Genomic DNA, 21,101 nt, shown 5'->3' with positions numbered 1-21,101 from the left:
GCGATGACCGTTGAAACCTCCCTCGTAGTCCAGGCCCTGCCGTTCGCCATCCTCGTGCTCGATGCGTCGCCCGAGTTTGTCATCCTGCATGGCTCCGACGAATACCTGGCCGCCACCATGACGTCCCGCGCCGACGTCATCGGCCGGCCGCTGTTCGACGCCTTTCCGGCTTCCTCCAGCGAAGCGGACGGTCCTGACCGCCTGCGCGTCTCGCTGAACGAAGTGCTGCGCACCGGGCGCATGCACACCATGGACTTGCAACGCTACGACGTGCCCAACCGCAAGGGCGATGGCTTCATCGTCAAATACTGGCTGCCCACCAATTTGCCGGTGCTGGGTGCGGACGGCCAGGTCAAGGCCATCGTCCACCGCGTGTACGACATGACGTCGCTGGTGCAGGGTTCGAATGGCGAGAACGCCTTGCCGGCCGGCGATCCGTCGGAGTACGTCAAGCGTTCGTTCGACGACCTCAAGCGCGTGATCGAGGTCGTCAAGGAAGGCGAACGGCGCCGCAGCGCGGCCGAGGCCCGCGCCACCGAGGCCGGCGAGCGGCTCGACCTGGCGGTGCAGGCCGGCGAGCTCGGTACCTTCTACTGCCCGATGCCAATGGGTAAAATCTACTGGAATGACAAATGCAAGGAACATTTTTTCGTGCCGCTCGATACCGAGGTCACGTTCGACCTGTTCTACCAGCTGATTCATCCTGACGACCGCGCCCACACCCGGGCCGCCGTGGAGGCGAGCGTGCGCGACAAGCAAATGTACGACGTCGAGTACCGCGCCCTGGCACCCGATGGGCGTGAACGCTGGCTGCGCGCCAAGGGCCGCACTTATTTCGACGCCAGCGGCGCGCCCACCCGTTTCGACGGCATCACGCTCGACATCAGCCGGCAAAAGCAGGTGGAAGCCGAGCTCTCGCGCAGCAACCGCCAGAAGGACGATTTTCTCGCCATGCTGGCGCACGAGCTGCGCAACCCGCTGGCGCCGATCAGCGCCGCGGCCGACCTGCTGGCGCTGGCGCCGCTCGAACCGGCCCGCATCGCCCGCATGAGCGAGGTGCTGTCGCGCCAGGCGCGCCACATGTCGGGCATGCTCGACGACCTGCTCGATGTTTCGCGCGTCACGCGCGGCATGGTGGAGCTCGACCGCACGGTGGTCGACTGCAAGCAAGTGGTGGCGGCCGCGCTGGAACAGGTGGCGCCGCTGATCGCGCAGCGTGGCCACCGCGTGCACACGCAGATTACCCACGAAGGCGCGCTGGTGCACGGCGACGACAAGCGCCTGGTGCAGGTGCTGGCCAACCTGCTGGGCAACGCCGCGCGCTACACGCCGGTCAACGGCAGCATCGACGTGGCGCTGCGGGTGGAAGGCGACGACGTGGTGGTGTCGGTGGCGGACAATGGGGTGGGACTGGACCAGGAGCTGGTGCCGCGCATCTTCGATTTGTTCGTGCAGGGCGCGCGCACGCCCGACCGCGCCCAGGGCGGCCTGGGACTGGGGCTGGCGCTGGTGCGCAGCATGGTCGAGCTGCATGGTGGCCGGGTGGCCGCCACCAGTCCGGGCGAGGGCATGGGCGCCACGTTGACGGTGTGGCTGCCGCGCCACCTGGCCGCGCCGCTGGCAGCAGCTCCTGCCGGCGGCCACCGTTACGACGCCACGCAGCCGTTGAAAATCGTGGTGGTGGACGACAATGTCGATGCCGCCTGGACCCTGGCCACCTGCCTGCGCGCCATCGGCCACGACGTTATCGAGATCAACAGCCCCCGGGCCGCGTTGGCGCTGGCGCCCGAACACACGCCCGACGTGTTCCTGCTCGACATCGGCATGCCCGAGATGGACGGGCGCGAGCTGGCGCGCCGCCTGCGTGCGCAGGCGCATACGGCCGGCGCGCGCCTGATTGCCGTCACCGGCTACGCCAACTCGGAGGAAGCCGATTCGCCGTTTGACCGCTACCTGGTCAAGCCGGTCGATTTCTCGGCGCTGGCGCGCCTGCTCGATTAGCGCCCAGGTGCCGGCGCGGACGATCTACCCGGCCATGGCAATCCCCCGCAACCGTTCCCGGTCCAGCAAGTCGATACGCCGGTTGTGCACCGCCAGCAAGCCGGCCACACGAAACTGCGACAGTTGCCGGCTCACGCTTTCCAGCGCCAGGCCCAGGTACGAGGCGATGTCGTCGCGCGACATGCGCAGTGTCACCGTATCGGCCGGGCAGCCATCGTCCCCGCCACCATCGGCCAGGTCGAGCAGCAGGGCCGCCAGCCGCTGTGGCGTCTTGGCCGTGCCCAGCATCAGCATGCTGGTTTGTTGGCGGTCGAGTTCGGCGCCGACCAGCTGGTGAAAACGCCGCGTCAGCGCCGTGTATTGCTTCATCATGCGCGTCAGGCTCGGGTACGAGATAGCGCAGACGGTGCTGTCGCACAGGGCCAGGGCGTCGCAGCGATGGCTGTTGGCGCCCAGCGATTCCAGGCCGAGCAAGCGGCCCGGTTGATGGAAGCCGATCACCTGGCGGCGGCTGCCGTCCGGCATGGCGCGCTCGGTTTTCAGCTGACCCTGCTGGACCGAGTACAAGGTGTCGAACGGCGCGCCGCGCGCGACCAGGCGCTGGTGGCGCTTGAGCACGTGGCGCCGCAGCACCACCTGGTGCTCGAAGGCGTCCAGCCCGGTGGCGTCGAGGCCGGCGGCCAGGCAGTGGCGGCGCGTGTCGCAGTCGAGGCAGCGGGGCGGCCGGTGGGTTGAAGTTGATTGCATGGCTGTGGCCCAAGTCACGATGGGCCGAGACTATCAACTCTTAACCGAAAAATATTTGATCCACGTCAAGTTTTTCAAGGTGAGCGGTAACAGTCAAATTCAAATTTGACTTGGATCAATTTTAATGTTGATGAAAATCATTATCCTTTGCCTTTCCGATTTATCGCCTAGGAAAATTAATGAGAACTGCGCCGCCTGCCGTCAGCACGGGCGCCATCGACGCCCTGAACCGACGCATTGCCGCGCTCGAAGCGGAACTGCGCGTGGCCACCGCCGCGTTCGAGACAGCGGAAGGCATGCTCGTGACCGATGCCCACGGCATCATCCTGCGCGTGAACCAGGGCTTTAGCCGCATCACCGGCTACGCCGCCCGGGAAGCGGTGGGCCAGCGGCCTGCCATGCTCAGCTCGGGCAAACACGATGCCGCTTTCTACCGCAAGATGTGGGACAGGATCCGCCGCGACGACCGCTGGGAAGGCGAAATCTGGAACCGCCGCAAGGACGGCCAGCACTATCCGCAGCACCTGAGCATTACCGCCGTGCGTGACCAGGGCGGTGATCTGACCAATTACGTGGCGGTGCTTACCGACATCACCCAACGCAAGGCGGCCAGCGAGGAGATCGAGATGCTGGCCTTTTACGATCCGCTCACGCGCCTGCCCAACCGCCGCCTGCTGCTCGAGCGGCTGCGCCAGATACTCAACGCCAGCCGCCTGCACGACCGCTACGGCGCGCTGATGTTCATCGATCTCGATAATTTCAAGACCCTCAACGACACGCTGGGGCACAACGTGGGCGACCTGTTGCTGCAGCAGGTGGCCGGGCGCCTGCAGGCGGCGCTGCGCCACGGCGACACGGTGGCGCGCCTGGGCGGCGACGAGTTCGTGGTGCTGCTCGAAGGCTTGAGCAGCGACCAGGACGAGGCGGCCGCCCACACAGAGATGCTGGCCACGGCCATTCGCAACGCGCTCAACCTGCCTTATCTGCTGGGTAGCCACACCTGTCACAGCACGCCGTCGATCGGCGTGACCCTGTTCCACAACGGCCATCCGCCGCAGCCCGACGAACTGTTGATGCAGGCCGATATCGCCATGTACCAGGCCAAGCAGGGCGGGCGCAACGGCATGCGTTTCTTCGACCAGGGCATGCAGGACCATATCAACGCGCGCGCTGACATGGAACGTGCGCTGCGCATCGCCATCGACCTGCACCAATTCGAATTGCACTACCAGATCCAGGTGGATCAGCACGGCCGCGCGCGCGGCGCCGAGGCGCTGGTGCGCTGGCGCGCCGATGGCAAGATGATGTCGCCGGCGCAGTTCGTGCCGCTGGCCGAGGAGACCGGCCTGATCCTGCAACTGGGTAGCTGGGTGCTGGAGGAAGCGTGTGCGCGCCTGCGCGCCTGGCAGGAAGATCCCGGCCTGCGCGCCTTGACCCTGGCAGTGAACGTGAGCGCAGCACAATTCCACCAGGCCGGGTTTTGCGAGCAGGTGCGCGGTGCCGTGGCGCGCCATGCGATCGATCCGCGCCTGCTCAAGCTGGAGCTGACCGAGGGCATCGTGCTGAAAAACGTGGAAGTCGCGGTGCAGAGCATGGCCGCGCTGCGCGCCATGGGCGTGCGTATTTCACTCGACGATTTCGGCACCGGCTATTCGTCGCTGCAATACCTGAAGCGCCTGCCGCTGAGCCAATTGAAAATCGACCAGTCCTTTATCCGCGACCTGGTCAACGACCGCAGCGACCAGGCCATCGTCACCACCATCATCGCCATGGCGCGCAGCCTGGGACTGGACGTGATTGCCGAAGGAGTGGAAACGCCCGACCAGCGCGCACTGCTGCAAAAGCTCGGCTGCTTCCACTACCAGGGCTACCTGTACGGCCGGCCGGTGGCGGTGGCCGACTTCGAGCAGCTGGTGTTGGGTCCACCGTCGGCTACACCGCGCGCTTGACCAGCAGGTTGCGGATTTCGCTGATCGCCAGGGCCGGGTTGAGGCCCTTGGGGCAGACATCGGCGCAGTTCATGATGGTACGGCAGCGGAACAGCCGGTAGGCGTCGTTGAGATCGTCGAGCCGCTTGTTGGTGTCCAGGTCGCGCGAGTCGGTGATGAAACGGTAGGCCTGCAACAGGCCGGCCGGGCCCACGAAGCGGTCCGGGTTCCACCAGAACGTGGGGCAGGCGGTGGAGCAGCACGCGCACAGGATGCACTCGTACAGGCCATTGAGCTGGTCGCGTTGCTCCGGGCTTTGCAGGCGCTCGCGCTCGGGCGGCGGGTCGTCGTTGACCAGGTAGGGCTTGATCGAGTGGTACTGCAGCCAGAATTCGCTGAGGTCGACGATCAGGTCGCGCACCACCGGCACGCCCGGCAGCGGACGCAGCACGATGGGCTGCGCCAGCTCGGCGATGGTGGTCACGCAGGCCAGCCGGTTCTTGCCGTTGATGTTCATCGCGTCGGACCCGCACACGCCTTCGCGGCACGAGCGGCGAAACGACAGGCTGTCGTCGAGATGGTCCTTGATATGGTTGATCAGGTCGAGCACCATGGTGCCGCGATAGCCTTCCACCACGTAGTCGCGCATGGCGGGGCGGCTGTCGGTGTCGGGATCGTAGCGGTAGATCGAGAGTTTGACCGGTGCGTTGGCGGGCATGGTGCGCTCCTAGTTCCGCGCCGACGCGGGCCGCGCCAGCAACTTGTACATGGCGTATGCGGCGCCGCCCCACAGCAGCGCCTTTTTGGCCGGCCCGACGCGCAGAGATAAAGCCGTGTACGGCGAACTTTCCCACACCGGATACGGCTGCAGGCCGCTGCGCTGCTGCAAGGCGCTGCCGTTGGGGGCGTGATGCGGGGCGTACAGCGCATCCTGGCGGTCGGCTGGGGCAGGGCGGTCGGACTGCTGCTGGCGGAACATGGTGGCCTCCGCATAGCGGTCGAACAGGCGCGGCATGTGGAAGCTGCCAACCGACATCAGCTTCGACGCGCCGCCTACGTAGATGTCGCGCTGCGGATGGCAGGCCGCGTGCAGGATCGCCTGCGCCACCAACTCCGGCGCGTACAGCGGCGGCGGCAGTTGCGGCTCGTGCGGCAGGTAGTTTTTTGCGTGCACGGTAAACATGGTGTCGATCGCGGCCGGCTTGATCAGGGTGACGGACATGGGCACCTTGTCCTTTTCGATCTCCATGCGCAGCGAATCGGTAAACCCTTTTACCGCGTGCTTGGACGCCGCATACATGCCCTGCAGCGGCACCGTGCAGTCGGACAGCTCGCTGCCAAGGTTGATCAGCGCGCCGCCACCGGCGCGCAGGTGTTTGAGCGCCTCGAGCGAGCCATGCACCACGCCCCAGAAATTGGTCTGGAACAGGCGGTGCCAGTCTTCTTCGGCCACCTGTTCGTGGCGCCCGAAAATCGACACGCCGGCATTGTTGACCCAGGTATCGATGCGGCCAAAGCGGCCGATGGCAGCCTGGCCCAGCTGCTCGACCTCGGCGCGCACGCCCACGTCGGTAGGCACGGTGAGTACCTGCGCGCCGCCCGCTTCCAGCTCGGTGGCCAGTTGCGCCAGGGCATCGCCGTCACGCGCAGCCAGTACCAGCGCGACACCTTCGGCAGCCGCCATGCGCGCGGTGGTCAGGCCGATGCCGCTGGTGGCGCCGGTGATCACCATCACTTGTTCCGGTAGTTTTTTTAATGACACTTTCATCGCTTGCTCCCATAGTGAGTTAGCGATGATTGTTGCAAGGCAGGCAGCCGTCATGTGTAGGACGAGGCCGCAGAGGCGAGTCGGATTGCCGGCGTATAAATTAAAATCTTTCCAGCGCGAATCCGACCTCCACAATGGTCATGGTCCTACAAGCGAACCCGCCCATCAGTGGAACAATAAGCGTTTTAGCGCTAGCAAGGAGTCATCATGTCCAAATGTACTTTCGCCACCGTCTTCGGCGTCGCTGCCTTGTGCCTGGCAGCACTGTCGCATGCCCAGAACACAACGCCGGTGCAACCGACCGGCACCACCGGCGCGACCGCCTTCCATCCTGCCGGGCAGGGCAAGGCTGAGGCCAACGCCAATACCACGTCCACTACCGACCAGGCTGGTAACGCGGGCATGCAGCAGCCGGCCAAGCCCGGCTTCGACAACAAGCCACCCAAGGGCGCCAAGGAAGACTGCCAGCGTCCGCAGGGCGGCGTCGATGCCAGCGGCGGCGAAAACCTGACCGCCACCGGCAAGCACAATACCTCGTGCACCGGCAAGGGCAAGTCGGACCAGCCTGTCAAGGCAGCCAAAGGCTAGCGGCTAATCGGCAGCCGGGGCGGCTCCCGCCTCGGCTTCCAGGTTGCCCTTGATGCGCATGAGCAGCGCCAGCAGCTGCGTGCATTCTGCGCCGCTCATGCCTTGCACCGCCAGGTTCGACACCTGCGCACCCATGCCTTGCAGGCTGTCAATCACTTGGTGGCCGAGCGGCGAGAGCCGCAGGCGCGTGCTGCGGCGGTCGCTTTCATCCACCTGGGCGTCGAGCAAATGGCGGTCGCGCAGGCCCTTGATCAGGCGCGCCACTTGCGCCTTGTCGCGCCCCGAATGGGCCACCAGCTCGCGCTGGCTGGCGCCCGGATGGCGGGCAAAAAATCCCAGCACCTTGTATTCCATGTGGGTCAACTCGTGTGCAGCTTCGCACGGCGTGTCGCGCAGTCCGCGCAACTGCATCGAGCGGTACAGGTGCATCACATTGTGGACGGCGTCGAACACGGCATCCGCTGGCTTGTCTTGCGATTGGTTGACAAGATCAACTGTTTTCGGTAAATTGGGGGACATTGTCAACTAAGGTGAACATCATGAGTGAGAATAATCGCATACAACGCGTGCGTCACGAAACCCGGATGCGCGAGGTGACGGTGGCGAAGGTGGAGCAACTGGCGCCGGATTTCGTTAGCGTAACATTCGAGGGCGAGAGCCTGGCCGATTTCGTCTCGTCCTCCTATGACGACCATGTCAAGTTCGTGCAGGAAGTGGCTGGCGAACGCGTGATGCGCGACTACACGCCGCGCCGCTACGACCGCGCCGCGCGCCAGCTGACCATCGAGTTCGCGCTGCACGCGCAGGGCGCCGCTTCCGACTGGGCCCGCGGCGTGGCCGTGGGCCAGCCGGCCATCATCGCCGGCCCGCGCGGCTCGATGATCATCCCGATGGATTACGAATGGCAATTACTGGCCGGCGACGACACCGCCTTGCCGGCGATTCGCCGCCGCCTGGAAGAATTGCCGGCCGGCGTCAAAGTGCAGGTGCTGGTGACGGGGCAAGCGGCCGAGCAGCTCGATTTTACCAGCGCCGCCACGGTGGAATTGCGCATCGTGGCCGATGCCGCAGCACTGGTGCAAGCCTTGCGCGACCTGTCCTTGCCTGAGGGCGACGGCTTCGTCTGGTTTGCCGGCGAAGCGGCAGTTGCCAAGCAGGTGCGCGACATTGTGTTCGTGGAGAAAGCCTTTCCGCGCCAGGCGGCGCGCATTTCGGCGTACTGGAAAGAAGGCGCCCTGGGCCACCACGAGAATCTGGAGTAGAACAGGTGGACACGTCCAAAAACCGGGCAATGACAAGGAGCAAAATAAAGTCGTTGCATTATTGCCGAAACGTTAGATTGCGCGCTTGTGCGCGGTGTGGGTAGTGCGACAATCGAGGCCTTCTTCAAGGAGATTCACGATGTCGAGCAGCCATACCTATCGTCCCGACCTGGTATCGTCGGAAATAGTCCAGACCGGCATCGAGCTGGCGGACAAGAACGGACCGGCCAGTGCCGCCGCCTACCTGAGCGGGCGCGGCGTGCTGGAACCGGTCATCAACCGCGTGCTGTCGGAGCCGGCGCAGCGCCGCAACATGGGGCGCCTGCGTGGCAAGGATGAACACGCGCTGGCCGAAGAAGCGTCGCGTTATAAATTCATGTTGTGATGTTGTTGCTTTGCCACGGACGGCGGCCACCCAGGCAGGTGGACGGCGCCGTGGCGTTTCCCCATCCTGCGCGGGTGGCGGCCATGGTTCCCGGCATTTTCTGATCCCTCGTATGTTGCGATGCAATACGGATAAATCTTTACAAAATCCGCCATTCCGCTAAAGTTCAGTCAGCAATGATAACGCTAACTTTTGATCTACCGGCGTCATCTACCATCTTTCCCAATAATGAACAGAGTCAAGCACATGCAATCATCGGTTTTGAGAATGGAAATGTTAGCGCTAACTTGGTGGCGAGTATGAGCGTGGTGCGCTGGGTGGTGATGGGCGTGAGTGGTTGCGGCAAGAGCACCGTGGGCCAGGCGCTGGCTACGCGCCTGCAAGTAGCGTTTGTCGAAGGTGACCAGTTTCACCCGCCGGCCAACGTGGCCAAGATGTCGGCGGGCCTGCCGCTGGACGACGACGACCGCGCCGGCTGGCTGCTGGCCCTGCAGGCGGAATTGCGGCGGGCGGCCGAAGAGGGCGTGGGGCTGGTCGTGTCGTGCTCGTCGCTCAAGCGCCGCTACCGCGACCTGCTGCGTGCTGGCGACCCGGCGCTGCGTTTCGCCCACCTCGACGGCCCGCGCGAATTGATCGCGGCCCGCATGCAGGCGCGCCATGACCACTATATGCCGCCGTCGCTGCTCGACAGCCAGTTCCGCGACCTGGAGCCGCTGCAGGCCGACGAGGCGGGAGTGACGCTCTCGATCACGGTGGCGCCGGAGCAGCTGGTAGCGCGCATCCTGGGCGACGAATAACTGTAACAGGCATCAAAACATAACCACAGCAGCGGACCGTCAATAGTACCGCGCGGACAACACACACAAACAAAAGAAGATCGGAGACACCATGCAACATCCAACCCCTACCCGTCAAACCATCATGCGCCTGGCCGTGGCCAGCGCCTGTGCCTGTTTCGCCCTGTCGGCCCAGGCGCAGCAAGCCGCCGCCGAGCCGCAAGCAGCACCTGCCGAAGCGACACCGGTCCCAGCTCCGGCCCCGGCCCCGGAACCGGCTGCCGAAGTGGCGAAGGAAAACGTGGTGACCGTTTCCGGTTCGCGCATCGCCGCACGCGGCTTCACGCAACCGACGCCCACCACGTCGCTCGGCGCCGACGACCTGGCCAAGACCGCCAAGCCCAATTTGTTCAATGCGATTGCCGAATTGCCGGCCCTGCAAGGCAGCACCGGCCGCACCACCAGCACCAACAGCACCAGCAGCGGCGTGCAGGGTTTGAGTTCGCTGAGCCTGCGCGGCCTCGGTGCGATCCGCACCCTGACCCTGCTCGACGGCCAGCGCGTGGTGGGCGCCAACGTCACCGGCGTGACCGACGTCAGCCAGTTTCCGCAACTGCTGATAAAGCGGGTGGACGTGGTGACCGGCGGCGCCTCGGCCTCGTACGGTTCGGACGCCATCGGCGGCGTGGTCAACTTCATCACCGACAAAAAATTCGAGGGCTTCAAGGCCAATGTCGAAGGCGGCATGACCAAGTACCACGACGACAAGAACGGTTCGCTGCAAGCGGCCTGGGGCAAGGCCTTCCTGGACGATCGCCTGCACGTGACGGCCAGCGCGGAATACGGCCGCGAGAAGGGCATCGAATCGCCGGGCTTCGGTGAAGTGGGTCCGAACGGCCGCAACTGGTACAAGAACCCGGCCTTCCAGGTGCGGCCATTGAGCCAGACCAACGACGGCAAGCCGCAGTACACAGCGATCGAACACGCGCAGCAATACCAGTATTCGAAATTCGGCCTGATCACCAGCGGCCCGCTGCAAGGCACGGCGTTCGGCGCCAATGGCCAGCCGTACAAGTTCAATTACGGTTCCAACGGCGTGCCGACCGGCACTGGTGCGGTCACCAACTGCGTCAACCCGTTCTGCGTGGGCGGTGACCTGAGCGGCAGCGTGGGCGCCGGCACCAACCTGGCCATGGACCTCACGCGCCAGGTGGCTTACACCCGCGTGGGCTTCGATCTCAGTCCCGACCACGAAATCTATTTCACTGCCAATTACGGCAAGGTGAAATCGGAGTTTTCGCCCAATCCCGGCGCGGCCAAGAACGCCAACCTGACTATCCAGTGCGACAACCCCTATTTGCCGGCATCCATCGCTGCCGCCTGCGCTGCCAACAACATCACCAGCTTCCAGTACGGCACCGCCAACGCTGTGTTCCCGCAAAACATCAACGTCCATCCGACCCGTGAAATGAAGCGGGTGGTGGTGGGCGCCAACGGCAAGTTCCAGCTGGGCGGCAAGGAATGGTCGTACGACACGTATGCCGAACACGGCGTCAACCGCACCGACATCATCGTCCACGACATGACGCTCAATGCGCGCTATAACGCCGCCATCGACGCCGTGCGCGCACCGGATGGCAGCATCGTCTGCCGCAATGCGGTGGCCGCCGCTGCCGGCTGCCGGCCGTTCAACATCATCGGCGACGTGCCGGTGGACCAGGCCGCCTGGCGCTACATCGCGCCGGAAAACGGCCCGCAGCAGCACACCCGCCAGACCCAGGACGTGGCCAGCATCAACTTCAACGGCGAAGCGTTTTCGTCGTGGGCCGGCCCGATCGCGATCGCCACCGGCGCCGAGTACCGTCGCGAGCACTACAAGGTGACCGGCGACCCTTACGGCAACGGCATCTTTGCCGACAGCCCCAACACCGCCGACTACCCGGCCGACCCGTTGCTCAATACCACGGTGGGCAACAACTGGTACGCCGGCAACTACCACAACGCCCAGGGCACGTACAACGTCAAGGAAGCGTACGTGGAGCTGAATGTGCCGGTGCTCAAATCGGCCACCTGGGGTGAGGCCAACGTCAACCTGGCCGACCGCCACACGAAGTACAGCACCTCGGGCAACGTGGAAAGCTGGAAGCTGGGCGCCAGCTGGAAAACCGGCCTCGACGGCTGGCGCCTGCGCGCGGTCACGTCCAAGGACGTGCGCGCGCCCAACCTGAGCGAGCTGTATGCGGCGCAGGTGGTGGTCAACAACATCGTGCAGAGCCAGGGCAACACGGTGGCGATCCAGCAGCGCACTGTGGGCAACACCCGCCTGCGTCCGGAAATCGCCCGCAACACCATCGTCGGCATCGTGCTGTCGCAGCCGTCGTGGGCGCCGGGCTTCTCGGCCTCGATCGATTACTTCGACATCAAGGTCGATGGCGTGATCTCGGCCCTGACCGCGCAGCAGGAAGTCGATCTGTGCGCGGCCGGCAACCAGGAAATCTGCGGCGCCGTCTCGCTGAACAATCCGGTAGCCACCAATAACTTCGTCACGGTGCAGGCATTCAACCTCGCTTCGCTGCGCAGCAAGGGCTACGACCTGGAAGGCTCGTACCGCATGAACCTGAAGGACTGGGGCCTGCCGGGCCGCCTGACGCTGCGTGCACTGGTCACCCGCAACATCAGCTTCCTGACCGATCCGGGCGTGGTGGGCACCATTCCGTCGGAAGGCGCTGGCGCCAACCTGGGCACCACGCCGCGCTGGAAGGGCCTGGCCTCGCAGTCGTGGGATACCGACAAGTACAGCCTGACGTTGTCCCAGCGCTGGATCAGCAAGGGTGTGTACAGCAACGAGTACATCGAGTGCCAGACCGATTGCCCGGTTTCCACCATCATCCACCCGACCATTGCCGACAACAAGATGAAGGGCGCGTTCTACGTGGACCTGGGCGGCAGCTACAAGTTCAGCGACAAGCTCACCGGCTTCTTCAAGATCGACAATATCGGCGATGTCAATCCGGCGCCGGCGCCACAGACCAACCTGAGCTTCGGCATCAACCCGCAGCTGTACGATGTGCTGGGCCGCGTGTACCGCGCCGGTATGCGCTACAACTTCTAAGGGGACGGCATGCGGCTCGCATTCAAGCTCGGTTGGCTGGCGGCGTCGCTGTGGTGCGCGACCTGGTGCGCGGTGGCCGCTGCCCAGCCGGCTGCCGGTCCCGTGCACCTGTTGTGGCCCGACGGCGCGCCTGGCGCCGAGCGCCGCCACGGCGAACCGGAGACCGTGCACGACACCTACGTCTCCAACATCCACGATCCGTCGGTCACGGTGGTGGCGGCCGATCCGCGTCACGCCAACGGCGCGGCAGTGGTCATCGCCCCCGGCGGCGGCCATCGCATGCTGGTGTGGATGAACGAGGGCATGGTGGCGGCGCGGGCCCTGAACCGGGTGGGCGTGACCGCCTTCGTGCTGAAGTACCGTTTGGCGCGCGACGAAGGTTCCACGTATTCGATCGAGCGCGACGCGGCAGCCGATATGCGGCGCGCGGTGCGCTGGGTGAGGGCGCATGCAGCAGAATACAAGATCGATCCACAGCGGGTGGGCGTGATGGGCTTTTCGGCCGGCGGCGAACTGGCCACGCTGGTGGCCGACCACGCCGCACCGGCGCCGGCCGGCAAGCCCGATGCGGTGGACCGGTATAGCGCCCGACCGGACTTCCAGGTGCTGGTGTATCCGGGGCCGTTGGGCGTGCCGGCGACCGCCGCCACCGCCGCGCCGCCGGCATTCATCGTGGCTGGCTCCAACGACAAGTGCTGCGCGCCGCCGTCGATCGCGCTGTATCAACAGCTGATCGCGGCCGGCGTGTCGGCCGAGCTGCACCTGTATGCCGATACCGACCATGCATTCAATATGGGGCAGCGTTCGGAGCGGTTGTCCGATGTGCATTGGCCGGACCGCTTGGCCGACTGGCTCGCTGATGGGGGCTGGCTGGTGCCGGGTGGGGGCAAGACGGGTGTGCCGTCACCAGCGGTGGTGAAATAACGGCTGCCATCCCGGCAAGTGCGGGATGGCAGGTATTTAGTGTGTGAGCTTGAGTATCAAGGCGGCGATCAGTGCCATTTGCAGCACGCCCACCGAGACCACCCAGCGGATCAACTCGCTCTTGACCTCGGCAGCACTGCGGTCGATTTTCAGGTTGAGGGTCGTACCCAGCGACTCAATCGAGGCCTTGACGCCACTCAGTTCCTGCGCAACGTCCTGCTTGCTCGAATAGCGCTCGGCCACATTGGCGCATTCCTTGCCAATGACTTCGGCAAGGACTTCAGACTGGACTTTGGCCTGCGCATTGGTAAAACCGGCGCTTTCCAGGCGCTCCATCATTTTCAGGGTGTCGAACGGTATCGTGGTCATGGGATCCTCCAATAGACAATGCTGACCTGGCTGCATCGCATATGCCTTGACCCCAATCATATCACCGCTTAAAACTGGTGTCTGCGCCTTCCCGGCGCGACACCTTATCGCGACAACTGGCGCCGCACCTCGCCGACATTGCGTCCCACTTCGCGCACCACGGCGATCAGCTTCGATGGCGTGACGCGAAATTCCTGCGCCCAATATGCCACCGCCTGGGCAAGGTTCGGGTTGATGTAGGCCTGGTGGCGGAAGTCTCCGGTATTGTTGTGTTGTTGGGTGTTCATGATGTCTGTCCGATAATTCCTGGGGCGATCATGATGTCAGTTTATTATGCAGCACTCCGTGCAGTTGCTCACATAACTGAATATAGCCGATGTTTTCTTGACGCAAGGCCAAGCTATCACGATAATAGCAATCATTCTCAATTACTATCAGGCCTTGCTGTGAAATCTACGTTTTCCGCGCCCAACCCCCGCGCGTTTGCCGTGCTCGTTGCTGCTGCATTGACCGCCTGGGCGCCTGCCGCCCAAGCCCAAGCTCAAGCCCAGGATGCAAGCGACGCCAACACCGTGATCGTCGCCGCTTCGCGCTCCAACATCGCCGCCAACCAGGCGCCGCAAACGGTGGTCATCATCAAGCAGGAAGACATCGAACAGCAGCTGGCCATTTCCGGCAATTCGTCCGACGTGTTGTCGAGCATCCTGCCGTCGTACACCCCCAGCCGGGGCAAGATGAACGGCTCGGGCGAGACGCTGCGCGGCCGCACGCCGTTGATCCTGGTGGACGGCGTGCCGCAATCGAACCCGATGCGTCCCACCGGCCGCGAAGCGCACACCATCGATTTTTCGATGGTCGAGCGGATCGAGATCGTCCAGGGCGCCAACGCCATTAACGGCCTGGGCGCCACCGGCGGCACCATCAACATCATTACCAAGCGTCCGCAAAAGGGTACCGTCAACCAGTCGTTCGAAGTGCAGACCACGCTGCCCACCACCGACGTCGGCAGCGACACCGCCAGCTACAAGACCTCGTACAACGTCAGCGGCCGCAATGACAAGTTCGAATACCTGTTCGGACTCAGCTATGAAGACCAGGGCCTGTACCTCGACGGACGTGGCCGCTCGATCGGTGCCGACACCACCCAGGGCGACCTGATGGACTCGCGCAGCTACGACGCGCTGGTCAAACTGGGCTACTGGTTCGACGACAACCAGCGCCTGCAACTGTCCGTCAACCGCTACAAGATCAAGTCCAAGGCCAACTACCAGGTGGTGGCCGGCGACCGCGCGCTGGGCATCCCCAGCACCTCGGTCAAGATTACCCCGGAAGGCACGCCGCCGTGGAACGACGTTTGGACGTCGAGCCTGAGCTACCGCCACGCCAACCTCGCCGGCATGGAACTGACCGCGATGATCTTCAACCAGGAGTTCGAAGGCCTGTTCGGCGCCGATATCTCGGCCACCTTCCAGGACCCGCTGATCGCGCCCACCGGCACCCTGTACGACCAGTCGCGCTCCGTGGCGTCGAAATACGGCAGCAAGGTGGGCCTGGGCCGTGATGATTTGCTGAATGGCCGCCTGAAGCTCACCGTCGGTTTCGACACCCTGTTCGACAAGGGCAAGCAGGACCTGTACCTGACCGGCCGCACCTACGTGCCCAACTCCGAATACCGCAATTACTCGCTGTTCGCCCAGGGCGAGTACAAGCTGCTCGACAACCTGACCATGCACGCCGGCGCGCGCAAGGAAAAGGCCGACCTCACGGTGGACACCTACCGCACCCTGGCCCAGTACCGCCGCGTGCTGGTCCAGGGCGGCAAGCTCGATTTCAGCGAAGAGCTGTACAACGCCGGCCTGGTATGGAATCCGGCTGCGGGCCTGACGCTGTTTACCAGCTACTCGGAAGGCTTCGGCATGCCCGACATCGGCCGCGTGCTGCGCTCGATTAACACGCCAGGGCAGAGCGTCGCGAACATGCGCGACCTGGCGCCTATCCTGACCCGCAACGTGGAACTGGGCGGGCGTTACCACAAGGGCGCGTGGGACCTGGACGCCGCTTACTTCCGCGCCAACTCCGACTTCGGCACCCGCGTGATCGCCGTCAACGGCGCCTTCATGATGGCGCGCGAGAAAACCCGTACCGAGGGCCTGGACCTGGGCGCGGCCTACCGCATCAACGCCGCGCACCGCGCCAAGGTGTCGTACGCGTACACCAAGGGCCGCTACGACACCAACGCCGATGGATCGCTCGACGGCAAGCTCGATGGCCTCAACGTGGCGCCCAACCGCGTGATCGCCACCTGGAACGCCGACTGGAACGACCGCTGGTCCACCTTCGTGCAGGCGCAGCACGCGTTCAGCCAGTCGTTCGACGAGGCCGCCAAGGAGTTCAGCGGCTATTCGCTGGTCGATGCCACCACCAGCTACAAGCTTGGTAAAGGCAACGGTGAACTGCGCCTGTCGGTGGCCAACCTGTTCGACAAGGACTACATCACCTATTACTCGCAAAGCGCGCTGATCGAACCGAAGCGCTATTTTGCGGGCCGTGGCCGCACGCTGAGCCTCGGCTACGCGCTGCGGTTCTGACGTGACGCAGCCCGGCGCCAACGCCGCCGCCCGCGCCGGCTCGCCTGGCGCGACGCAATTGCCGGCATGGCCGTCCATGGCATTGCGTATTGTCGGCGCCATTGCCGGCGGCTACGCAGTGACTGCCCTGGCCGTAGCGGCGTGCAGCGCCGCGCTCGCGCACGCCGGCATGGCGCGGTCCGAGGCGGTAGCCTTGTGCGCCATGCTGGGCTTCGTGGTGTACCTGGTACTGGCGCTGTGGGCTTTTGCGGTGCGCAGCGTGGTCCGCCTTTGGCTGGCGCTGGTCGCTGGCGCAGCGCTGCTGGCGTTGCTCTGGTGGGCGGTGGCCTGACATGGGCGGCACGTTTACCAAGTCGATGGCGCTGCTGCACACGTGGGCGGGCGTGATCATCGGCAGCCTGCTGTTCGCCATCTTCTGGTTCGGCACCCTCAGCGTGTTCGGCAGCGAGATCGATCGCTGGATGCTGCCGCAAACCCGCATCGCAGTTGCGACCGTGCCGCTGTCGCTGGACCGGCTGGCGGCAACGGCAGCGCCCGAAATCCCTGCCGGCGCCAAACAATGGCGTATCGACCTGCCCACCAGCCGCAGCCCGGTGGCCGAGCTGACCTGGCGCGGTGGCGACGGCGCCGAGCATGGCCGCTTGATCGACCCGAATCGCTACACCTTGCTGGCGCCGCAGCAGTCCGATGCGGCCACCGGTTTCCTGGTGCCGTTCCACTATTCGCTGCACATCAAGTGGCTGGACCTGGGTAAATGGCTGGTTGGCCTGGCCGCCATGAGCATGCTGGCGCTGCTGGTCTCCGGGGTGGTGATCCACAAGAAAATCTTCAAGCAGTTTTTCACGTTCCGGCCGCACAAGCGTCTGCAGCGCAGCGCGCTCGATTTGCACAACCTGACCGGGGTGGTGGCGCTGCCGTTTCACTTCATGATCACGCTCACGGGCCTGATCATCTTCATCACCATCTACTTCCCGCAACTGCACGCGGGCGCCTACGGCGAGGGCGCCAAGGCCAAGGCCACGTTCATGGCCGAGGCCTACGGCAAGTACACGCGCAAGCCGGCCAGGGCGCCGGGCCAGCTGGGCTCCATCGACGCCATGCGCGCGACCGCGGAAAAAACCTGGGGCGGCGGTGCGCCGTACTTCGTGCGCGTGTTTCACCCCGGTGACGCCAACAGCTACGTCGAGCTGCGCCGGTCGTACGCCAGCGACGTCACCATGAACCTGGACCAGATTTACTTCGACGCGCAAACGGGCCGCGTGCTGGCGCGCTTCGAGGCGGGCCCGGTGATGACGGCGCAGCGCTTCATCTCCGGCATGCACTTCATCCGCTTCGACCATGCGCTGCTGCGCTGGCTGTACTTTGCTGGCGGCCTGGCCGGGTGCGTATTGATCTGCACCGGCTTCCTGTTCTGGATCGAGGGGCGGCGCGCACAGCACGCGAAGAAGGGACTGGCCGGCGTACGCGTGGTGGAGGGACTGGCCATCGGCAGCGTCGCCGGCATCGTGCTGGCCACGCTGGTGTTCATGGTGGTCAACCGATTACTGCCGATATTGGGTGACAATGCGGCGGCCAGCGCCCTGCACGAAGTGCAGGCGTTCTACGGCGCGTGGGTCGTCACGTTCGCGCACGCGTGGTGGCGCGGCCGCGCCGCTTGGCGCGAACAGGCGATGGTCATCGGGGTGCTGGCGGTACTAGCGGTGGCGCTCAATTGGGCCATGACCGGCGGTCATTTGCTGACAGCCCTGGTGCAGGGCCAGCCTGGCGGCGCCGGGGTCGTGGGCGTCGCGGGAGTCGATACTATGTTGCTGTGCGTGGCGCTGGGCGCCGCTTACATTGCCAGGCGTTTGCGCACTTCGTAGAGGTTGCGGCCCACTTCGCGCACGACTGCGATCAGGCGCGCGGGCGGAATATGGAATTCCTCGGCCCAGTAGCGCACTTCCTGCACGTGGTTGGGATTGATGAAACCCTGGCGGGTCGCTACGGTGGCATTGGTATTTGAATATGCTTGCATGATCGTCCAGCTCCATTCTGCGTAAGGGTGTCTCAGCCGTACTACTGTGCCACTGCTGGCATTCGGTGTCGAGACATACCCTTAACGCACGAAGTGCGCCGGCGGTTGACACCGGCAGGGCCATCAGACAAGTGTTGCTTATTTGCCCGGATCCTTCATGTTCGGGAACTGGTCGAACTCGATGTTATAGACCTCGTTGCCAACCTTTTCCACTTTGCGCACGTAAACCGTCTGGACGATGTCGCGGGTGGCCGGGTCGATCGCGATCGGGCCGCGCGGGCTGGCCAGCTTGATCGTCTTGAGCACTGCCATGGCCTGGTCGCCATCAATTTTGCCGTTCAATTTGCGTGCCACCTCGTAAATCGCGGCCATGCCGTCGTAGGCGGCCACCGCCATGAAGTTGGGCCGGCCGCCGCCCGGATTGGTGGCCGCAAAGCTTTTCAGGAAGGCGGCGTTTTCCGCCGACTTGTGGGCGGCGGAATAGTGGAACGTGGTGATCACGCCCAGCGTGGCGTCGCCCATGGCCGGCAGCACGTGGTCGTCGGTCAGGTCGCCGGTGGCGATGACCTTGATGCCGGCTGCGGCCAGGCCGCGCTCGCGGTAGCCCTTCATGAAGGCGATGCTTTGTTCGCCGGCCGGCACGAAGATGAACACGGCGTCGGGCTTGGCGTCCTTGATGCGCTGGATGTACGGCGCAAATTCCGGATTACGCAGCGGCACGCGGATCGCCTCGGTGACGGTGCCGCCGCCTTTGACCAGTTCCGCCTTGAAGGCGGCTTCCGCATCGATGCCGGGGCCGTAGTCGGCCACCAGGGTCACCACTTTCCTGATATTGTTTTTGGCAGCCCATGTGGCCATCGGCGCCGAGACCTGCGGCAATGTCATCGAAAACCGTGCGATGTAGTCGGACTTGGTGGTGATCGACGACGTGGCCGCGTTCATGATGATCATCGGCTTTTTGGCCTGCTGGGCGATCGGCGCCACCGCCAGTGCCTCGGGCGTCAAACCGAAGCCGGCCAGGAAATCGACCTTGTCGCGCACCACCAGTTCCTGCGCCAGGCGCTTGGCGATTTCCGGCGCCGGGCCGGTGGTGTCCTTGACGATGATCTCGATTTTTTTACCGGCCACGATGGCCCCGTGCTGCGCCATATAGGCCTTGATGCCACCCTCGATCTGCTTGCCGTAGTCGGCAAAGGGACCGGAGAACGCCGCAATCACGCCGATCTTGATGGTGTCCTGCGCATAGGCGTTGGGGCCGATGGTCAGCGTCAGCGCGGCCAGCGCGATCGTGGTCAGGCCAGTCTTTACAAAATTTTTCCTGTTCATGCCGTCTCCTGTTTTTGTCTATGAAATACGTGGCGTGGCGCGGTTCATAACGTTGCATCGTCGCCCGACGATGATATCAGGCAGCTTGACATCATCGCGCGACAATCATAGTATCGAATTTATGTGCGATTAACAACCAGTTGTTCGATAATCGCACATGTTCATAAAGAGACAATAAAACCAACAGGAGACAGCAATGAAAAACAGTATCCGTGGCGCGGTGGCGCTGATGGCATGCGTAGGTGCTTCCGCAGCGATGGCCCAATCGAGCGTAACGGTGTATGGACTGCTCGACACCGGCGTGGTCCATACCACCAACGCCAACGCCGCCGGCGACTCGGTCACCAAGATGCCATCGCTGACCGGCTCCTTCCCGTCGCGGATCGGTTTCCGCGGCGCCGAGGACCTCGGCGACGGTCTGCAACTGGTGTTCACGCTCGAAGCGGGACTGACCATGGACAGCGGCGCGATGGGGCAGGGCAACCGCCTGTTCGGCCGCCAGGCGTCGGTAGGATTGAAAGGCGCCTTTGGCACTGTTACCCTGGGCCGGCAAATCAACATGACCTATATCGCCGGCATGAAGTCGGACGTGATGGGCCCCAACCTGTTCGCCATCGGCAGCATCGACCCCTACCTGCCGAACGCCCGCAGCGACAACGCCATCGGCTACCTGGGCAACTTCAACAACGTCGTGATCGGCGCCACTTACAGCACCGGGCGCGATGTATCGGCCGCCGGCGGCCCGGCAGCGACGGGCTGCCCCGGCGAAGTGGCCGGTAACGCCAAGGCCTGCCGCCAGATCACCGGCCTGTTCGGCTACGAGACGCCGGCCTGGGGTCTGAACACGTCTTACGACATCATGTACGGCAACGTCGGCGCGGCTGGCGGTTTGACCAGCAGCGACAACAGCGACAAGCGCGTGACCGTCAACGGCTACGTCAAGGTGGGCGAGGGCAAGATCGGCGCCGGAGTCGTCGACCGCACCACGCGCGCGGTGACCGGGCTGTCGGAATCGGACCTGTATTACCTGGGCCTGAGCTATCCGGTCACGCCGCTGACCACGCTCGACACCCAGGTGGCGCGGCGCGACCTGAAGAACAGCAATGCCGACGCCACCATGCTGGTGGCCCGCCTGACCTACTACCTCTCCAAGCGCACCGCCAGCTACGTCGGCATCGGCCGCATGAAGAACAGCGGCCTGTCGGCGATTGCGCTCGACGCCGGCGGCAGCGTCGGCGTGGGTAAAACCCAGAATGGCGTTATGGCCGGCCTGCGCCATTCATTCTAAAAGGTCATTTAAGCGGGGGCAGGGC

At 64.4% G+C, this 21,101-nt stretch carries 20 protein-coding genes; 12 read left to right on the top strand and 8 right to left on the bottom strand.

The window, feature by feature from the left end; all coding sequences use genetic code 11:
- Positions 1-3 precede the first annotated feature (3 nt).
- On the top strand, positions 4-2,001 hold the full coding sequence (locus tag J2X54_RS10130) for an ATP-binding protein (RefSeq protein ID WP_310180245.1): 1,998 nt from the start codon (positions 4-6) through the stop codon (positions 1,999-2,001).
- A 24-nt stretch (positions 2,002-2,025) separates the two neighbouring features.
- Here the strand turns inward: J2X54_RS10130 and J2X54_RS10125 are convergent, their stop codons facing one another.
- The gene (locus J2X54_RS10125; protein WP_310180244.1) at positions 2,026-2,748 is read right to left on the bottom strand and encodes a Crp/Fnr family transcriptional regulator; all 723 of its coding nucleotides are present in this window, start codon (positions 2,746-2,748) and stop codon (positions 2,026-2,028) included.
- Positions 2,749-2,927: 179 nt separating this feature from the next.
- Between J2X54_RS10125 and J2X54_RS10120 the strand changes: the two genes are divergently transcribed.
- Positions 2,928-4,697 (top strand): EAL domain-containing protein, encoded by a 1,770-nt coding sequence (locus J2X54_RS10120; protein ID WP_310180242.1) that lies wholly within the window; start codon positions 2,928-2,930, stop codon positions 4,695-4,697.
- On the opposite strand, the gene J2X54_RS10115 is transcribed toward J2X54_RS10120, so the two are convergent.
- Both J2X54_RS10115 and J2X54_RS10110 read right to left on the bottom strand, forming a co-directional pair.
- Positions 4,681-5,394, bottom strand: a complete 714-nt coding sequence (locus tag J2X54_RS10115) for a succinate dehydrogenase iron-sulfur subunit (protein ID WP_070247453.1) — start codon at positions 5,392-5,394, stop codon at positions 4,681-4,683. The two genes, J2X54_RS10120 and J2X54_RS10115, sit on opposite strands and share 17 nt — an antisense overlap.
- 9 nt (positions 5,395-5,403) lie before the next feature.
- Positions 5,404-6,444, bottom strand: coding sequence for an SDR family oxidoreductase (locus J2X54_RS10110; protein ID WP_310180239.1), 1,041 nt, complete (start codon positions 6,442-6,444; stop codon positions 5,404-5,406).
- 207 nt (positions 6,445-6,651) lie between these two features.
- Between J2X54_RS10110 and J2X54_RS10105 the strand changes: the two genes are divergently transcribed.
- The gene (locus J2X54_RS10105) at positions 6,652-7,032 is read left to right on the top strand and encodes a hypothetical protein (RefSeq protein ID WP_310180237.1); all 381 of its coding nucleotides are present in this window, start codon (positions 6,652-6,654) and stop codon (positions 7,030-7,032) included.
- 3 nt (positions 7,033-7,035) lie between these two features.
- On the opposite strand, the gene J2X54_RS10100 is transcribed toward J2X54_RS10105, so the two are convergent.
- Positions 7,036-7,485 carry a MarR family transcriptional regulator gene (locus tag J2X54_RS10100; RefSeq protein WP_310180235.1) on the bottom strand — a complete coding sequence of 150 codons (450 nt, stop codon included), beginning with the start codon at positions 7,483-7,485 and terminating at the stop codon, positions 7,036-7,038.
- A gap of 86 nt (positions 7,486-7,571) precedes the next feature.
- Here J2X54_RS10100 and J2X54_RS10095 point away from each other — a divergent pair, with 86 nt between their 5' ends.
- The 5 genes from J2X54_RS10095 (at position 7,572) to J2X54_RS10075 (ending at position 13,491) form a co-directional block, all read left to right on the top strand.
- On the top strand, positions 7,572-8,294 hold the full coding sequence (locus J2X54_RS10095) for a siderophore-interacting protein (protein ID WP_310180233.1): 723 nt from the start codon (positions 7,572-7,574) through the stop codon (positions 8,292-8,294).
- A gap of 139 nt (positions 8,295-8,433) precedes the next feature.
- Positions 8,434-8,679 carry a hypothetical protein gene (locus tag J2X54_RS10090; protein WP_070247448.1) on the top strand — a complete coding sequence of 82 codons (246 nt, stop codon included), beginning with the start codon at positions 8,434-8,436 and terminating at the stop codon, positions 8,677-8,679.
- 299 nt (positions 8,680-8,978) lie between these two features.
- Positions 8,979-9,476: a gluconokinase gene (locus J2X54_RS10085; protein ID WP_070247447.1), complete on the top strand. Its 498-nt coding sequence runs from the start codon at positions 8,979-8,981 to the stop codon at positions 9,474-9,476.
- Positions 9,477-9,567: 91 nt separating this feature from the next.
- Positions 9,568-12,567: a TonB-dependent receptor plug domain-containing protein gene (locus J2X54_RS10080; RefSeq protein ID WP_310180231.1), complete on the top strand. Its 3,000-nt coding sequence runs from the start codon at positions 9,568-9,570 to the stop codon at positions 12,565-12,567.
- Positions 12,568-12,576: 9 nt separating this feature from the next.
- Positions 12,577-13,491: an alpha/beta hydrolase gene (locus J2X54_RS10075; RefSeq protein ID WP_310180230.1), complete on the top strand. Its 915-nt coding sequence runs from the start codon at positions 12,577-12,579 to the stop codon at positions 13,489-13,491.
- A 36-nt stretch (positions 13,492-13,527) separates the two neighbouring features.
- Here J2X54_RS10075 and J2X54_RS10070 read toward each other — a convergent pair whose 3' ends face one another.
- Together J2X54_RS10070 and J2X54_RS10065 are read right to left on the bottom strand one after the other, a co-directional pair.
- Positions 13,528-13,860 carry a coiled-coil domain-containing protein gene (locus J2X54_RS10070; RefSeq protein ID WP_310180228.1) on the bottom strand — a complete coding sequence of 111 codons (333 nt, stop codon included), beginning with the start codon at positions 13,858-13,860 and terminating at the stop codon, positions 13,528-13,530.
- Between the two features lie 104 nt (positions 13,861-13,964).
- Positions 13,965-14,147 (bottom strand): DUF3606 domain-containing protein, encoded by a 183-nt coding sequence (locus tag J2X54_RS10065; protein WP_070247443.1) that lies wholly within the window; start codon positions 14,145-14,147, stop codon positions 13,965-13,967.
- Positions 14,148-14,306: 159 nt separating this feature from the next.
- Here J2X54_RS10065 and J2X54_RS10060 point away from each other — a divergent pair, with 159 nt between their 5' ends.
- Genes J2X54_RS10060 through J2X54_RS10050 form a run of 3 tightly spaced genes read left to right on the top strand, consistent with a single transcriptional unit; the run spans position 14,307 to position 18,310 of the window.
- Positions 14,307-16,448 carry a TonB-dependent receptor gene (locus J2X54_RS10060; RefSeq protein ID WP_310180226.1) on the top strand — a complete coding sequence of 714 codons (2,142 nt, stop codon included), beginning with the start codon at positions 14,307-14,309 and terminating at the stop codon, positions 16,446-16,448.
- 1 nt (position 16,449) lies between these two features.
- Positions 16,450-16,779 (top strand): hypothetical protein, encoded by a 330-nt coding sequence (locus J2X54_RS10055; protein WP_310180224.1) that lies wholly within the window; start codon positions 16,450-16,452, stop codon positions 16,777-16,779.
- 1 nt (position 16,780) lies between these two features.
- Complete coding sequence (locus J2X54_RS10050; RefSeq protein ID WP_310180221.1) at positions 16,781-18,310, top strand: PepSY-associated TM helix domain-containing protein; 1,530 nt, start codon at positions 16,781-16,783, stop codon at positions 18,308-18,310.
- Here J2X54_RS10050 and J2X54_RS10045 read toward each other — a convergent pair.
- Both J2X54_RS10045 and J2X54_RS10040 read right to left on the bottom strand, forming a co-directional pair.
- On the bottom strand, positions 18,280-18,462 hold the full coding sequence (locus J2X54_RS10045; protein ID WP_070247441.1) for a DUF3606 domain-containing protein: 183 nt from the start codon (positions 18,460-18,462) through the stop codon (positions 18,280-18,282). The two genes, J2X54_RS10050 and J2X54_RS10045, sit on opposite strands and share 31 nt — an antisense overlap.
- A 138-nt stretch (positions 18,463-18,600) precedes the next feature.
- The gene (locus J2X54_RS10040) at positions 18,601-19,788 is read right to left on the bottom strand and encodes an ABC transporter substrate-binding protein (RefSeq protein WP_070247440.1); all 1,188 of its coding nucleotides are present in this window, start codon (positions 19,786-19,788) and stop codon (positions 18,601-18,603) included.
- 196 nt (positions 19,789-19,984) lie between these two features.
- On the opposite strand from J2X54_RS10040, the gene J2X54_RS10035 reads away from it, so the two are divergent.
- Entirely contained in the window at positions 19,985-21,076 is a 1,092-nt protein-coding gene (locus J2X54_RS10035; RefSeq protein WP_070247439.1) for a porin, read from the top strand.
- Positions 21,077-21,101: the final 25 nt, after the last annotated feature.

The organism is Duganella sp. 3397 (genome assembly GCF_031456625.1).
Taxonomy (GTDB): Bacteria; Pseudomonadota; Gammaproteobacteria; order Burkholderiales; family Burkholderiaceae_D; genus Rugamonas; species Rugamonas phyllosphaerae.
This window is presented reverse-complemented; position numbering and strand designations above follow the sequence as displayed.